General features: G+C 55.4%; 15 protein-coding genes. 8 read left to right on the top strand and 7 right to left on the bottom strand.

Features of this window, described 5'->3' with window-relative positions:
• Positions 1 to 7: 7 nt before the first annotated feature.
• Complete coding sequence (gene tcdA / locus ACWKXT_RS15500) at positions 8 to 814, top strand: tRNA cyclic N6-threonylcarbamoyladenosine(37) synthase TcdA (protein ID WP_008499651.1); 807 nt, start codon at positions 8 to 10, stop codon at positions 812 to 814.
• Here tcdA and csdE read toward each other — a convergent pair.
• Both csdE and csdA read right to left on the bottom strand, forming a co-directional pair.
• Positions 805 to 1,251, bottom strand: a complete 447-nt coding sequence (csdE, locus tag ACWKXT_RS15495) for a cysteine desulfurase sulfur acceptor subunit CsdE (protein WP_454527414.1) — start codon at positions 1,249 to 1,251, stop codon at positions 805 to 807. The genes tcdA and csdE overlap by 10 nt on opposite strands.
• Positions 1,251 to 2,456: a cysteine desulfurase CsdA gene (gene csdA / locus ACWKXT_RS15490; RefSeq protein WP_454532800.1), complete on the bottom strand. Its 1,206-nt coding sequence runs from the start codon at positions 2,454 to 2,456 to the stop codon at positions 1,251 to 1,253. Before csdA ends, csdE begins: the two co-directional genes overlap by 1 nt.
• A gap of 192 nt (positions 2,457 to 2,648) precedes the next feature.
• On the opposite strand from csdA, the gene ACWKXT_RS15485 reads away from it, so the two are divergent.
• The 4 genes from ACWKXT_RS15485 (at position 2,649) to rlmM (ending at position 5,671) form a co-directional block, all read left to right on the top strand.
• Positions 2,649 to 2,876, top strand: a complete 228-nt coding sequence (locus ACWKXT_RS15485) for a YgdI/YgdR family lipoprotein (protein WP_008499648.1) — start codon at positions 2,649 to 2,651, stop codon at positions 2,874 to 2,876.
• A gap of 349 nt (positions 2,877 to 3,225) precedes the next feature.
• On the top strand, positions 3,226 to 4,143 hold the full coding sequence (gcvA, locus tag ACWKXT_RS15480) for a glycine cleavage system transcriptional regulator GcvA (protein ID WP_454527412.1): 918 nt from the start codon (positions 3,226 to 3,228) through the stop codon (positions 4,141 to 4,143).
• 39 nt (positions 4,144 to 4,182) lie between these two features.
• Entirely contained in the window at positions 4,183 to 4,578 is a 396-nt protein-coding gene (locus tag ACWKXT_RS15475; RefSeq protein WP_454527411.1) for a DUF423 domain-containing protein, read from the top strand.
• Positions 4,571 to 5,671, top strand: coding sequence for a 23S rRNA (cytidine(2498)-2'-O)-methyltransferase RlmM (gene rlmM, locus ACWKXT_RS15470; RefSeq protein ID WP_454532799.1), 1,101 nt, complete (start codon positions 4,571 to 4,573; stop codon positions 5,669 to 5,671). Before ACWKXT_RS15475 ends, rlmM begins: the two co-directional genes overlap by 8 nt.
• A gap of 109 nt (positions 5,672 to 5,780) precedes the next feature.
• Here rlmM and xni read toward each other — a convergent pair whose 3' ends face one another.
• From xni to queF, 5 genes are all read right to left on the bottom strand, one after another.
• Complete coding sequence (xni, locus tag ACWKXT_RS15465) at positions 5,781 to 6,536, bottom strand: flap endonuclease Xni (RefSeq protein ID WP_454532798.1); 756 nt, start codon at positions 6,534 to 6,536, stop codon at positions 5,781 to 5,783.
• A 112-nt stretch (positions 6,537 to 6,648) separates the two neighbouring features.
• The gene (locus tag ACWKXT_RS15460) at positions 6,649 to 8,016 is read right to left on the bottom strand and encodes an L-serine ammonia-lyase (RefSeq protein WP_454527409.1); all 1,368 of its coding nucleotides are present in this window, start codon (positions 8,014 to 8,016) and stop codon (positions 6,649 to 6,651) included.
• 65 nt (positions 8,017 to 8,081) lie between these two features.
• A complete protein-coding gene (locus tag ACWKXT_RS15455) occupies positions 8,082 to 9,377 on the bottom strand; it encodes an HAAAP family serine/threonine permease (RefSeq protein WP_080330115.1) in 1,296 nt (431 codons plus the stop codon).
• Between the two features lie 514 nt (positions 9,378 to 9,891).
• Positions 9,892 to 11,256 carry a nucleotide 5'-monophosphate nucleosidase PpnN gene (gene ppnN, locus ACWKXT_RS15450; RefSeq protein ID WP_454527408.1) on the bottom strand — a complete coding sequence of 455 codons (1,365 nt, stop codon included), beginning with the start codon at positions 11,254 to 11,256 and terminating at the stop codon, positions 9,892 to 9,894.
• 115 nt (positions 11,257 to 11,371) lie between these two features.
• Entirely contained in the window at positions 11,372 to 12,214 is an 843-nt protein-coding gene (queF, locus tag ACWKXT_RS15445; protein WP_454527407.1) for an NADPH-dependent 7-cyano-7-deazaguanine reductase QueF, read from the bottom strand.
• A 69-nt stretch (positions 12,215 to 12,283) separates the two neighbouring features.
• Here queF and syd point away from each other — a divergent pair, with 69 nt between their 5' ends.
• From syd to truC, 3 genes are all read left to right on the top strand, one after another.
• Positions 12,284 to 12,829 carry a SecY-interacting protein gene (syd, locus tag ACWKXT_RS15440; protein ID WP_454532797.1) on the top strand — a complete coding sequence of 182 codons (546 nt, stop codon included), beginning with the start codon at positions 12,284 to 12,286 and terminating at the stop codon, positions 12,827 to 12,829.
• 631 nt (positions 12,830 to 13,460) lie between these two features.
• Positions 13,461 to 13,790, top strand: a complete 330-nt coding sequence (locus ACWKXT_RS15435; RefSeq protein ID WP_023309024.1) for a YqcC family protein — start codon at positions 13,461 to 13,463, stop codon at positions 13,788 to 13,790.
• Positions 13,787 to 14,563, top strand: a complete 777-nt coding sequence (truC, locus tag ACWKXT_RS15430; protein ID WP_454527405.1) for a tRNA pseudouridine(65) synthase TruC — start codon at positions 13,787 to 13,789, stop codon at positions 14,561 to 14,563. Before ACWKXT_RS15435 ends, truC begins: the two co-directional genes overlap by 4 nt.
• Positions 14,564 to 14,574: the final 11 nt, after the last annotated feature.

Here is a 14,574-nt window from a genome sequence, read left to right as displayed (position 1 = left end):
AGGTTTTATGTCTGTGGTAATCAGCGACGCCTGGCGCCAGCGTTTTGGCGGTACGGCACGTTTATATGGTGAAAAAGCCCTCCAGCTGTTTGCGGATGCGCATGTCTGCGTCGTGGGCATTGGTGGTGTAGGGTCGTGGGCGGCGGAAGCGCTGGCGCGAACCGGTATTGGCGCAATCACGCTGATTGACATGGATGACGTTTGCGTGACCAACACCAACCGTCAAATTCATGCCCTGCGTGATAGCGTCGGCCTGGCGAAGTCTGAGGTGATGGCGGAGCGTATTCGTCTCATCAACCCCGAGTGCCGCGTGACGGTGATCGACGATTTTGTAACGGCAGATAACGTCGCGGAGTACATGAGCAAAGGCTACAGCTATGTGATTGACGCCATCGACAGCGTGCGGCCAAAAGCGGCGCTGATCGCATACTGCCGTCGCTACAAGGTGCCGCTGGTCACGACGGGCGGGGCGGGCGGTCAAATCGATCCGACGCAGATCCAGGTGGCCGATCTGGCGAAAACAATCCAGGATCCGCTGGCCGCCAAGCTTCGCGAACGCCTGAAAAGCGACTTCAACGTGGTGAAGAACAGCAAAGGCAAGCTGGGTGTTGACTGTGTGTTCTCAACTGAAGCGCTGGTTTATCCCCAGGCAGATGGGTCTGTCTGTGCGATGAAGAGTACGGCGGAAGGGCCAAAACGAATGGATTGCGCCTCCGGCTTTGGTGCGGCCACCATGGTGACCGCCTCCTTTGGTTTTGTGGCGGTCTCTCATGCCCTGAAGAAGATGATGGCGAAGGCGGAACGTCAGGCCTGAGCCTGACGGGCTGCGTCCAGTACCGCGTCGCTGAGCGCGATAAGACCCTGACCGCGCGAGGCGCTAAGCTGGGCGCGAAGCCCCAGTTCGTCGAACAGCGCCAGCGGCGAATGCGTTAGCAATTCCGCCGCGCTTTTCCCCTCTATGGCGGTTAACAATACCGCCAGCAAACCCCGGACGATACGCCCTTCGCTGTCGCCAAAGAAGTGCAGCTTCTCTCCCGAGGCGCTCACGCCCAGCCAGACGCGGTTTTCACAGCCTGCGATCTCTTTCGCCTGCGCTTTGAGATCGTCTGAAAGGGCAGGGAGCTGTTTACCCAGCAGGATCAGCTGACGATATTTATCTTCCCACTGCTGGAGCGGGGCGAAAGTCTGTTTTAAGGTCTCTTCTGTGATGACCGTGCCAAACGGATGTCCGGCTAAAGCAGCGCTAGTCATTAATCCACCAGTATTTCAAGGGCGCGGTCAACGGCGCTAACCAGCGCGTCGACATCGCTTTGGGTATTATACGGCGCAAACGAGGCGCGCAGGGTTCCGTTTACACCGAGCGCCGCCAGCAGCGGCTGGGCGCAGTGCTGTCCGGCACGCAGGGCAATGCCATACCCGGCCAGCAGCGTCACCATATCGCTGTGATGCACACCTGCAAAATCAAAGGCGAGCAGGCTGGAATCCTGAACGCGAAACGAGCGGAAACCCGGACGCTTTTTCAGTTCTTCCTCGGCCAGTGTTGCCAGCCCCCGGCTCCAGCTTTCCGCCTGAACCACGTCCGTTTCCGCCAGCCATTCAAGTGCGGCACTCAGTCCTATGACTCCGGCCACGTTTGGCGTGCCTGCTTCCAGACGGTAAGGCAGCTCCTGCGTTTTGAAGCCATCGAACGATACTTCGGTAATCATTTTGCCGCCACCGAGCCACGGCGTCATTTTTGCCAGCAGTTCCGGTTTACCGTACAGTGCGCCAATCCCGGTTGGCCCGTAGAGCTTGTGGCCTGAGAAGGCGTAGAAGTCGATATCCAGCGCCTGCACATCAGCGGGGAAATGGACCACGCCCTGAGCACCGTCGACCATGACCACCACGCCGCTGGCATGGGCAATTTCAATGGCGCGAGCCAGATCCGGGCAGCCACCGGTAACGTTCGACATCTGCCCCAGCGCCAGAATGCGGCTGCGGGGGGTAATCAGCTCAGGGAGACGGGCCACGTCGGGCAGGAAGTCTGCACCCAACGGGAGCTTTACCACGCGAGTACCCGTTTGCTCGGCCACCATCAGCCACGGTACGAGGTTAGCGTGGTGCTCCGCTTCGCTGACGATAATCTCGTCTCCTGGCTGCAGCAGCGGGCGCGCATAGCATTGAGCCACCATATTGATGGCTTCAGTCGTGCCGCGCGTCCAGACGATATTTTTCCCGCTTTCGGCATTGATCAGGCGTGCAACCTGATCGCGTGCGGCTTCGTAGCGCGCGGTCAGGCGCTGCGCTTCGGCAAACTGACTGCGATGTACGTTGCCAGCACTCAGGCTGTAGAATTGCTGCGTTGCTTCAATGACCGCCTGAGGCTTCAGGGCCGTGGCAGCGCTATCAAGGTAAATACCGGCATCGGCCAGCGCCGGAAACTGTGCGCGAAACTGCGCAGGACTGAAAGCGTTCATGGAATTCCTCATGTCGATAATGAGATCGTCGCGCAATTTCAGCGGCAGGGCAAGGAGGTTGATATCTATCAGATTCGTCTGCTTATCCTGGCGACCTCGAAAAAGCAGGTTATGCTAAATAGTGTTAGGCGGATGTTTTAGCCTGTTATAAATCGAGGTTTGAATAGCATTAATTGCTAAAGGAGAATAATCATGAATAAGACAGCTGCAATCATTTCTGCCTGTGCGTTTACTTTTGCCCTGAGCGCCTGTTCTGGTAACAACTACGTGATGCACACCAACGATGGTCGTTCTATCGTTTCGGAAGGGAAACCGACAACCGATAACGATACCGGGATGATTTCGTACAAAGATGCTAACGGGAACAAGCAGCAGATCAACCGCACGGACGTGAAAGAGATGAAAGAGATCGAGCATTAACCGATCGCAGGCGAAAAAAAAGCACCGCAAATTGGCGGTGCTACATTAATCACTATGGACAGACAGGGTAAATGTACAGGAAGTGAAAAATTGGTAGCGTTGCTACCGTGGTCTGAATCGCAGACCAATTGCAAACACAACAACACAACATCACAACCGTAAGCCAAAAGCCCTTCAGAACACGCATTCCGAAAAAAGCTCTTCGTTCCGGCTCAGGAAGTGCCGCCACTATAGGTATTTGCTGGTAGTTCCTCAACGGACAAATTATAATGGCTCAGATAAAAAAAACTAATAGGTTAAACATTGTTTCCTGTTTGTTAAATCCCGTTAACATCTAAGCCAGATAACCATGTCAAAGCGATTGCCACCCCTTAACGCATTACGCGTTTTTGATGCAGCAGCACGTCACCTGAGCTTCACCCGTGCGGCAGATGAGCTTTTTGTGACACAGGCCGCAGTAAGTCACCAAATCAAGTCTCTGGAGGATTTCCTGGGCCTTAAGCTGTTCCGCCGACGCAATCGTTCCTTGCTGTTGACCGAAGAGGGGCAGAGCTATTTTCAGGATATTAAAGAGATTTTTTCCCAGCTCACAGAAGCCACGCGTAAGCTGCAGGCTCGCAGTGCAAAAGGTGCCCTGACTGTCAGTTTATTGCCCAGTTTTGCCATTCAGTGGCTGGTGCCAAGACTCTCAAGCTTTAACTCAGCTTATCCGGGGATCGATGTTCGAATCCAGGCGGTGGATCGTCAGGAGGACAAGCTGGCCGATGATGTGGATGTCGCCATTTTTTATGGCCGCGGCAACTGGCCGGGGTTGCGTGTCGAGAAATTATACGCAGAATATCTGCTGCCAGTGTGTTCGCCTCTGCTTTTAACGGGCGATAAAGCGCTGAAGACCCCCGCTGACCTGGCGCAGCATACGCTTTTACATGATGCCTCTCGCCGTGACTGGCAAACTTATACCCGTCAATTAGGTCTTAGTCATATAAACGTGCAGCAGGGGCCCATTTTTAGCCACAGTGCGATGGTGCTACAGGCTGCCATACACGGACAGGGCGTGGCGTTGGCAAACAACGTGATGGCGCAGTCCGAAATTGAGGCAGGCCGTCTGGTTTGCCCTTTTAATGATGTACTGGTCAGCAAGAATGCCTTTTATCTGGTTTGTCATGACAGTCAGGCAGAACTGGGTAAAATAGCCGCCTTCCGGCAGTGGATACTGGCGAAAGCGGCAACCGAGCAAGAAAAATTCCGCTTCAGGTATGAACAATAACGTTTGTGTGCCGGGCACGCATCAATTCAGGACTTAAACATGACCAGCCGATTCATGCTGATTTTTGCCGCGGTGAGTGGCTTTATTTTTGTTGCACTGGGCGCCTTTGGCGCACACGTTTTGAGCAGGACGTTGGGCGCCGTTGAGATGGGCTGGCTCCAGACCGGTCTTGAATACCAGGCGTTCCACACGCTGGCTATTTTTGGTCTGGCGGTGGCGATGCAGCGTCGGATTAGCATCTGGTTTTACTGGAGCAGCGTGTTTATGGCGCTGGGTACCGTGCTGTTCAGCGGTAGCCTGTACTGCCTTGCGCTCTCGCATCTGCGCCTGTGGGCGTTTGTTACACCTGTCGGCGGCGTCAGCTTCCTGGCGGGTTGGGTATTAATGTTTATCGGAGCCATCCGTCTGAAACGCAAGGGCGTTGTTCATGAATAAGGTTGTTTTATATTGTCGCCCGGGGTTTGAGAAAGAGTGCGCCGCGGAAATTACCGATAAAGCGGCGAAGCGCGAAGTCTTCGGCTTTGCCCGCGTAAAAGAGAACGCGGGCTATGTGGTATTCGAGTGCTATCAGCCAGAAGACGCAGACAAGCTGGCGCGCGAGTTGCCGTTCAGCTCGCTTATCTTTGCGCGTCAGATGATTGTCGCGGGTGAGCTGCTGAAAGATCTCCCGCCGGAAGACCGCATCACGCCGATTGTCGGCATGCTGCAGGGTGTGGTGGAGAAGGGCGGCGATTTGCGCGTTGAGGTTGCCGATACCAACGAAAGCAAAGAGCTGATGAAGTTCTGCCGCAAATTTACCGTGCCGCTGCGCGCAGCGCTGCGTGATGCGGGTGTACTGACGAACTACGAAACGCCGAAGCGTCCGGTGGTGCATATCTTCTTTATCGCGCCGGGCTGCTGCTACGCAGGCTATTCGTACACCACCAACAACTCCCCGTTCTTTATGGGCATCCCGCGTTTGCGCTTCCCGGCGGATGCGCCGAGCCGTTCAACCCTGAAGCTGGAGGAGGCGTTTCACGTCTTTATCCCGGCGGACGAGTGGGACGAGCGACTGGCTAACGGCATGTATGCCGTCGACCTTGGCGCGTGCCCTGGCGGCTGGACCTATCAGCTGGTGAAACGCAACATGTGGGTGTCGTCCGTCGATAACGGCCCGATGGCGCAAAGCCTGATGGATACCGGCCAGGTCACCTGGCTGCGTGAAGATGGCTTCCGCTATCGTCCGAACCGTAACAACATCTCCTGGATGGTGTGCGACATGGTCGAGAAACCGGCGAAAGTGGCTGCGCTGATGGCCTCCTGGCTGGTGAACGGCTGGTGTCGTGAGACCATTTTCAACCTCAAGCTGCCGATGAAAAAGCGCTACGAGGAGGTTTCTCAGAACCTGGCCTACATTCAGGAGCAGATGGATGAACACGGTATCAACGTGGAGATCCAGGCGCGTCAGTTGTATCACGACCGCGAAGAGGTGACGGTACACATTCGTCGCTGGTGGGCGGCGGTTGGCGGACGTCGCGACGAGCGATAGTGCGCTGATTGCCCCTCACCCCGGCCCTCTCCCCAAAGGGGCGAGGGGGAAAAGACCGCACCGAGCAGTTCCCTCTCCCCCATGGGGAGAGGGTTAGGGTGAGGGGATATTAACGCTCTAATCTCAACTGCTGCAAATTCCCGTCCAGCTGTAAATCCGTCTGCAGCGTCGCCACATCCCGGCAGATAAACGCCATCTCTTTATGCGCCTCCAGCTTCTTGCGCCACTTTTCCGGCACGTCATCCAGACGAGCGTAAATGCCTTCCAGATTCTGAAAGTCCGTCAGGAGCTGCGCGGCGCTCTTAGGCCCGATGCCTGGAACTCCCGGAACCTTAGAGCTGCTTATTCCCGCCAGCCCCCAGTAGTCAGGCAGTTGCTCTGGTGAGACGCCAAACTCGCTTGCAATGAAAGGGGCATCGAGCCAGCGCTTCTGGAAGTAATCGCGGATGCGGATCGTGGGGGAGAGAAGCTGGCAGTAGCCTTTATCGGTTGAAACGATTGTCGCCTGGTGTCCGGCACCGGCCACTTTTACCGCAAGCGTTGCGGCCAAATCGTCAGCTTCATTGCCGTGTGCGCCCCAACAGGGAACGCCGCGCTGCTCAAAGGCGGCTCGGAGAGCGGGCATTTCGTCATGCAGATCGTCCGGCATCGGCGCGCGTCCGGCCTTGTAGTCGGGAAGGTGCTGATGTCGCCAGCCGCTGTTGCGCGCTTCGTCATCAAACACCGCCACGGCATGCGTCGGCTCGCTGTGGCGGATAAGCTGCTCCAGCGCGTGCAGGCAGGTATCTCTACAGGGCGTGCCTTGTACCGCATGGATCCGGCGAATCAAATTAAGCGCGTCGACGATAAGCAAATGAACAGCCACAGATATTCTCCCTAAAATCTAATGGGTAAAGGGTATCACTGTCGGCAGGATGAAACGAATAGCGAGAGGGAAAACAGGAAGAAGCCTCGCAAAACGAGGCTTCCTGAGAGGCTTAATCGCAGGTCACGATCTTCATCGCCAGGCCGCCGCGAGAGGTTTCGCGGTATTTGGCGTTCATATCTTTACCGGTTTCGTACATGGTTTCGATAACCTTGTCGAGGCAGACGCGCGGTTCGCTGGTGCGACGCAGCGCCATACGCGCCGCGTTCACCGCCTTCACAGAGGCAATGGCGTTACGCTCGATGCACGGTACCTGAACCTGTCCGGCAACCGGATCGCAGGTCAGCCCCAGGTTATGTTCCATGCCGATTTCTGCCGCGATGCATACCTGCGCCGGGCTTGCGCCCAACAGCTCCGCCAGGCCCGCCGCCGCCATGGAGCACGCCACGCCGACTTCACCCTGACAGCCAACTTCCGCACCGGAAATGGAGGCGTTCATTTTATACAGAGAACCAATCGCACTGGCGACCAGCAGGTAGCGCGCCAGAGAGTTAGCGTTCACTTCACGAATAAACTTGTCGTAGTACGCCAGCACGGCCGGAACGATACCGCAGGCACCGTTGGTTGGCGCAGTGACTACGCGGCCGCCTGCGGCGTTCTCTTCGTTCACCGCCAGGGCGAACATGTTGATCCAGTCCACGACGGCCATCGGGTCCGTTGTCGTTTTGTCGGTGCTTACCAGCATACGGCGCAGCGCTGCCGCACGACGCGGTACGCGAAGCTTGCCCGGCAGAACGCCTTCGGTAGTGATCCCGCGTTCAATTCCGCCACGCATCACTTCCCAGACGCTGGCAAAGTGCTGCTCCAGCTCCTCTTTGCTGTGAAGAGCCAGCTCGTTTTTCATCATCAGGCCGGAGAGGGAAAGCCCCGTCTCCTGACAGTGACGCTGAAGATCCGCCGCAGTTTTGTACGGATAGGGCACGTCGACAGAAGAGGTGCTGGTTTGACCAAAGTGGTCTTCGTCGACGATAAAACCGCCGCCGATAGAATAATACGTCTGGCTGTAAACCGCTTTGTCGCCGGCCAGCGCGGTAATGCGCATGCCGTTTTCGTGCAGCGACAGGTTGTCCGCATGGAAATTCATGCAGTGGTCAACCGGGAATTCAACCTCATGCTCACCGTTTGCCAGCAGCAAACGACCGTGGGTGTTCACGTCCTGGATAAAGCCAGGGATCGCGTCAATATCAACGGTATCCGGCAGATTACCCGCCAGGCCCATGATAATGGCGATATCGGTATGGTGGCCTTTACCTGTCAGGGAAAGGGAACCGTATACATCGACAACCACGCGGGTGATGTCGTGCAGGATGCCGCGTGCAATCAAGTCATCCGTGAACTGCTTACCGGCTTTCATTGGTCCGACGGTGTGAGAGCTGGAAGGACCAATACCGATTTTGAAAATATCGAATACGCTAATCATGATGCGTCCATTGCTTTCAGTCAGAGAGGAAGGAGTGCGCCGTCCAAAGACGGCGCGGGCGATCGTCAGAACATGGTGTACAGGGAGTAGAAGATCGCAGAGATTGCGATAAGACCCATGATAACTACGAACACGTTGCTGACATGACCGCTGTATTTGCGCATTGCAGGCACTTTCTGAATCGCATACATCGGCATCAGGAACAGAATCATCGCGATGACCGGGCCACCCAGGGTTTCAATCATACCCAGGATGCTTGGGTTCAGGGTCGCTACCGCCCAGGTGGTGAGCAGCATGAACAGCGCAGTGATTTTGTTCAGCTTGTTGATTTCAATGCTCTTGCCTTTACCACGCAGAGATTTAATCACCATACCGTTGAAGCCTTCACGCGCGCCCAGGTAGTGGCCGAGGAAGGATTTGGTGATAGCGATCATCGCGATGATCGGTGCCATCCACGCAATCAGCGGGGCGTTAAAGTGGTTCGCCAGGTAAGACAGAATCGAGATGTTCTGCTCTTTCGCTGCCGCCAGGTCCGCTGGGGAGAGGCTCAGTACGCAGCTGAAGACGAAGAACATAACGGTCAGCACCATCATCACGTGGGCGCGGGCCAGGATGCTGGAGCACTTCTTCTCTGCACCATTACCGTACTCTTCGCGTTTCGCCACGGCGAAAGAGGAGATGATTGGGGAGTGGTTGAAGGAGAACACCATTACCGGAATTGCCAGCCACAGGGTCATCAGCAGGCCGTTACCGGTCGCGGACGCGCTGCTCAGGGACAGGGTTTCCAGCGCTGCGCCGTTCCACTGTGGGATCAGGTAGCAGGCCAGCAGCATCAGCGCGGCCACAAACGGGAAGACCAGCACGCTCATGGCTTTAACAATCATCTGCTCGCCGAAGCGCACGATGGTCATCATGCCCACGATCAGGATCAGAGACAGAATGGCACGCGGTGGCGGCGTCATGTGCAGCTGGTGCGTCATGAAGCTTTCAACGGTGTTGGTGATCGCCACGCTGTAAACCAGCAGGATTGGGTAAATCGCAAAGAAGTAGAGCAGGGTAATCAGTTTACCTGCGCCAACACCGAAATGTTCTTCAACCACTTCGGTGATGTCTTCGCCCGGATTTTTACCGGAAAGCACGAAGCGGGTCAGACCGCGGTGTGCAAAGAAGGTCATCGGGAAAGCGATGATGGCCATGATGATCAGCGGAATCAGACCGCCGACGCCTGCGTTGATAGGAAGGAACAGTACACCAGCGCCGATTGCCGTGCCGTAAAGGCCAAGCATCCACATGGTATCCGTTTTGCGCCAACCACTTCGGGATTCAATCGAAGCAACGGTGCTGGTTTGAGTGGTTTCCATCTGTATCTCCTGGAGGAAGCAAATTGTCAGGTTTCTAGTCAAATCCGATGAAAAAACGCCTGACGGTAATATGAAATTCGTTCAGTGACGGTTTTTTAATAATTTTCGCCCGTAACTATTGGCGGGCGGAAAGATACATTCTAGTTATGAATCTATCAGTGATCGTGATCCCAAATGCAATAATCCACTTATGAAGTGGGCATCTTTAGACCATTTATCTGTTAAAAAAACATCAAAGAGAATTTACGGGCGCGAAGGCTACCACCAACGACATGTGAGCTAAAAGAGTGGCCTGTGAGATAGGTGTCTTTCGCTGTAAAGAAATGGCTTTTTAGGATTTTCTGGCGGGTAATTTAGATTAAGGCTGATAATTTACGGTTGTAAAATAGAAGTAATCGTTTGCGTTCGGGGCGAAATTGTAAAAGACATAAGCAATATCTATGAATTGATTCGTTAATAAAAAAGCCGGGACGCACAACAGCGTTACCCGGCTTAGAAGAGAGGAAGCGGAGCGTTACGTGCAGATTTCGTAGCACGGAATGTAGGCTGAACCTGGAAGCTTCATACGGTGTTGTGCGACAAAGCCCTGCAGCATGTCGTCCATGCGGCGCATCATCTCCGGGTCGCCGTGGATCTTGTACGGACCATACTGTTCGATTGCGCGGATGCCCATCTCCTTCACGTTCCCCGCCACAATCCCGGAGAAGGCGCGGCGCAGGTCGGCGGCCAGCACTTCCACCGGCTGGTCCGGGTAAAGCTTGAGGTTCGCCATATTTTCATGGGTAGGCTCGAACGGGATCTGCAGGTCAGGCGCAATACGGATTGACCAGTTGAAGCTGTAAGCATCGCCGGTATCACGACGGTTCTCTTTCACCAGCGGCATCGCTTTTTTCATCTGACGTGCCACTTCCGCCGCGTCATCAATGATGATGCGGTAATGGCGACGCGCGTTTTCCCCCAGCGTATGCACGATAAACTCGTCCAGCACGCGGAAGTAGTCGGCGCTCTCTTTCGGCCCGGTGAGGATCAGCGGCAGAACCTGATCTTTGTTGGCCGGGTTCATCAGAATACCCAGCAGATAGAGCAGCTCTTCCGCCGTCCCCACGCCGCCAGGGAAGATGATGATGCCATGAGCGATACGGACAAACGCTTCGAGGCGCTTTTCGATATCCGGCATGATAATCAGCTCGTTAACCAGCGGGTTGGGTGGTTCAGCGGCGATGATGGACGGCTCGGTCATGCCGATAAACCGTCCCTCTTTGTAACGCTGCTGCGCGTGACCGACTGCCGCACCTTTCATTGGCGCTTCCATCGCACCCGGACCGCACCCGGTACAGATGTTCAGCTCACGCAGGCCGAGCTGGTTCCCCACCCGGCGGGCATAGAGGTATTCGGTTTCGTTAATGGAGTGGCCGCCCCAGCAGACCACCATGTTCGGTGCCTCGCCAACATGCAGAGCGCGGGCGTTACGCAAAATGGAGAACACCAGGTTGGTGATATGAACGGAGCTTTCAAGATCGAGATGCTGGAAGCGGCCCGCGTTGTGGATCTGCCCGTTAACAAACAGAATGTCGCGCAGGACGGCAAACAGGTTGGCTTGCAGGGAGCGAATAATACGCCCGTCGACAAAGGCCTCTTCCGGCGGGTTGATCACTTCCAGTTTCACGCCACGCTCGCGGCGCAGCACGTTGATATCGAAGCTTTCGAAGCGGGACAGCAGTTCTTTACTGTTATCGGTCAGGCTTCCGGAGTTCAGGACGGCAAGTGAACAGTTACGAAACAGTTGATAAAGATCGCTGCTGGCCGTGCGTTTAAGCATGTCCACTTCCAGCTGCGACAACATATCCATTGAGCCAAGCGGGCTAATATGTGTAATCAAGTGAGCTCCTTATGGGACGATTATCGTCATTCCCTTTGATTACAATAGCCCTGCCGTATGACGTTTCACAACCTAAAGCGCGGAAGATACCGCGCATATTGTGAAAATATTTATATTATTGACGCACCAGCCGTCCCGTTGCGGGCATAAAATCGGTGTTGGTGCGCCACGGGTTAATGTCCAGCCCGCCGCGGCGGGTGTAGCGCGCGTAAACGCTCAGCGTTTCTGGCTGGCAGAAACGCTGAATATCGTTAAAAATGCGCTCCACGCACTGCTCGTGGAATTCGTTGTGATGGCGGAACGACACCAGATAGCGCAGCAGCTTTTCCCGATCGATTTTCGGGCCGCGATACTGGATTTGCACCGAACCCCAGTCCGGCTGGTGGGTGATCAGGCAGTTGGATTTCAGGAGATGGCTGACCAGCGTCTCTTCGACGACCTTTCCGCTCGCCGCGTTTTCAAGGTAATCCGCGCTGAATTCATAATTCTCCACCTCGATGTCCTGATCGTCGATGCAGGTTCCGTGGAAGTGGGCAATCGGCTGCCCCTCCAGTTCGTGCAGGCGATACAGCGAAACGCTCACCTTGCCTTGTGCACAGGCGGCTAAATCGCGCTCCAGCGTCTGCTGAACATCGTCCCAGCTGTTGAATTTGGTCTGGTTAAAGCTGTTGAGATAAAGCTTGAAGCTTTTGGATTCCACCAGATTCTGGCTGGCGTAATCCAGCTCAACGTGGCCGACCGCTACCTGCGGCAGGCCGCGCGCGTTGAGCCACGAGAGTTCATACAGCGTCCAGATATCGCCGCCCACGAACGGCAGCGCGTCCGCGTGCAGTCCCAGCGGATCGCGATTCAGGCTGCGCGGCACACCCTGCAGCAGGCTTGCATCGTAGGTGTCGCGGTAATCGGTCGATTTACCCAGCGTTAAGCCGGTTAACGCCTGATGATTTTCGTAAGACATGTTTCATAGCCACTTTACAGGTACACTTATGGGCTGAGTTTATCCTGTCTTACAAGAAGAGAGAAATCGGTGGACATCGAAACCGCAAATGCCATTACTTCCTTCACCACCCGTTATTGCGACGCATGGCATGAAAAGCACGGCACATGGCCGCAAAGCGCTGAATTATACGGCGTCCCATCGCCATGCATTATTTCTTCAGTTGACGATTATGTCATCTGGCAGCCAAAACCTTTCGCCGGCGAGCAGAATGTAAATGCGGTTGAACGGGCGATGGACATTGTGGTACAACCAGCGGTTCATGCGTTTTATACCACGCAGCTGGCAGGGGATATGCCTGCGCGCTTTGCTGATATGACGCTGACGCTGTTGCAGACCTGGAGCGAAGACGATCTGCAGCGTGTTCAGGAAAACCTCATTGGTCATCTGGTCACGCAAAAGCGCCTTAAGCTTTCTCCGACGCTCTTTATCGCCACGCTGGACAGCGAACTGGATGTGATATCAGTCTGCAACCTGTCCGGGGAAGTGATTAAAGAGACTCTCGGCACCCGCAATCGCGACACTCTCGCCCCCTCCCTTGCGGATTTCCTTACCCGACTTGAGCCACTTCTGTAATCCAGGATGCTACGGCGCGTGTGAGAGATCTCTTACACAGTTTGTGAGAGATCGCTGGAACATTCAGTATTACCTTATTTAATTCAGATTAATATCACTCTGTTTTTCAATGAATTAGTTGTTTATGTCATCTTTTTTAGGGATTTCTTACGGCTTACAGTGCTCGCAGGGTGGGTTGTAAGACGAAGCGGAATAGCGGATTCTATCTCCGTCGACAGGACGCCGACACGAGAAACGAACATCAGGATGATGGCGTTTCTTACTCAGGACACGTCAGGATGGCGCTGCAGGAAGGCTTCAGGATGAAGCAAAAGGATAACGCAGGATGCGTAAGGGACACCTCCAGGAAGGAGAACGAGAACCGAACAGGATGGTCGGTGGGTCAGGAAGGCCAGGACGTTTCAGGATGAAACAAACACGTCAGGAAGATGTGTGCAGGATGCAAAAGGTAGACGGATGACCAGGCCTTCGGGCATCAGGAAAAGTTGTCACGGATGAGCAGGGAGCACGAATTGTAGCTGGAATGCTGCGAAACGAACCGGGAGCACTGTTTTTACAGTGCTCCCTTTTTTTATTTCTGCCTTCCGCAATGCTATGCTGCGCGCCGTTCACTTTTTCAGTTGAGGTTACTATGACGCAACACGATAGCGTTCGTGCTCAGTTGCACGCCATCGAAGCCCTTTTGCGCCAGCATCAGCTGTGGCAGGAGACCGCGCCGCAGCCGGAAGCGTTCGCCAGTACCCAGCCATTCTGCCTGGACACGCTGGCACCGTTCGAGTGGCTCCAGTGGGTATTAATTCCGCGCATGCACGCCCTGCTGGAAGGGGGCCACCCGCTGCCGCAGGCGTTTGCTGTCTCTCCCTATTATGAAATGGCGCTTGAGGCGACTCACCCTGCGCGCGATGTGATGTTGGTTGAGCTGGAAAAACTGGACGCGCTGTTTGCCGGTGAAGATGCATGACGCTTGAGATCCTCTATCAGGACGAGTGGCTGGTGGCGGTGAATAAACCGTCTGGCTGGCTGGTGCACCGCAGCTGGCTGGATCGCGACGAGAAAGTGGTAGTGATGCAAACCGTGCGCGACCAGATTGGTCAGCATGTTTTTACCGCCCATCGTCTCGACAGGCCCACTTCCGGCGTGCTGCTGATGGGGCTTTCCAGCGAAGCTGGCCGCCTGCTGGCGCAGCAATTCGAACAGCACCAGATCCAGAAGCGCTACCACGCGATCGTTCGTGGCTGGCTGACCGAATCCGCCACGCTGGACTATCCGCTGGTGGAAGAGCTGGACAAAATTGCCGATAAATTTGCCCGCGATGACAAAGGCCCGCAGCCCGCGGTGACGGATTATCGCGGCATGGCGACCACGGAAATGCCGGTAGCAACCAGCAAATTCCCCACCACGCGCTACAGCCTGGTTGAGCTTTTGCCCAAAACCGGGCGTAAACACCAGCTTCGCCGCCACCTTGCGCACCTGCGCCATCCGATTATTGGCGACAGCAAGCACGGCGATCTGCGCCAGAACCGCAGCGCGGCAGAACACTTCGGCTGTAACCGGCTGATGCTGCACGCCAGCGAGCTTAGCCTGACGCACCCGTTTACCGGTGAACCTCTGACTATCCGTGCGGGGCTGGATGACGTCTGGATGCAGGCGCTGTCACAGTTTGGCTGGCTGGGACAACTCCCCGAAAATGAAAGGGTTGAGTTTGTAACAGGCAACGTTCAGGATGAACGGTAAGCGCAATAATT

The organism is Enterobacter sp. UPMP701 (assembly GCF_053709515.1).
This window is presented reverse-complemented; position numbering and strand designations above follow the sequence as displayed.

What these genes read in the sequence shown, in the direction of transcription:
- tcdA (WP_008499651.1), top strand. Translation starts at nt 8, where the DNA reads ATGTCTGTGGTAATCAGCGACGCCTGGCGCCAGCGTTTTGGCGGTACG.
- csdE (WP_454527414.1), bottom strand. Translation starts at nt 1,251, where the DNA reads ATGACTAGCGCTGCTTTAGCCGGACATCCGTTTGGCACGGTCATCACA.
- csdA (WP_454532800.1), bottom strand. Translation starts at nt 2,456, where the DNA reads ATGAACGCTTTCAGTCCTGCGCAGTTTCGCGCACAGTTTCCGGCGCTG.
- ACWKXT_RS15485 (WP_008499648.1), top strand. Translation starts at nt 2,649, where the DNA reads ATGAATAAGACAGCTGCAATCATTTCTGCCTGTGCGTTTACTTTTGCC.
- gcvA (WP_454527412.1), top strand. Translation starts at nt 3,226, where the DNA reads ATGTCAAAGCGATTGCCACCCCTTAACGCATTACGCGTTTTTGATGCA.
- ACWKXT_RS15475 (WP_454527411.1), top strand. Translation starts at nt 4,183, where the DNA reads ATGACCAGCCGATTCATGCTGATTTTTGCCGCGGTGAGTGGCTTTATT.
- rlmM (WP_454532799.1), top strand. Translation starts at nt 4,571, where the DNA reads ATGAATAAGGTTGTTTTATATTGTCGCCCGGGGTTTGAGAAAGAGTGC.
- ACWKXT_RS15460 (WP_454527409.1), bottom strand. Translation starts at nt 8,016, where the DNA reads ATGATTAGCGTATTCGATATTTTCAAAATCGGTATTGGTCCTTCCAGC.
- ACWKXT_RS15455 (WP_080330115.1), bottom strand. Translation starts at nt 9,377, where the DNA reads ATGGAAACCACTCAAACCAGCACCGTTGCTTCGATTGAATCCCGAAGT.
- queF (WP_454527407.1), bottom strand. Translation starts at nt 12,214, where the DNA reads ATGTCTTACGAAAATCATCAGGCGTTAACCGGCTTAACGCTGGGTAAA.
- ACWKXT_RS15435 (WP_023309024.1), top strand. Translation starts at nt 13,461, where the DNA reads ATGACGCAACACGATAGCGTTCGTGCTCAGTTGCACGCCATCGAAGCC.
- truC (WP_454527405.1), top strand. Translation starts at nt 13,787, where the DNA reads ATGACGCTTGAGATCCTCTATCAGGACGAGTGGCTGGTGGCGGTGAAT.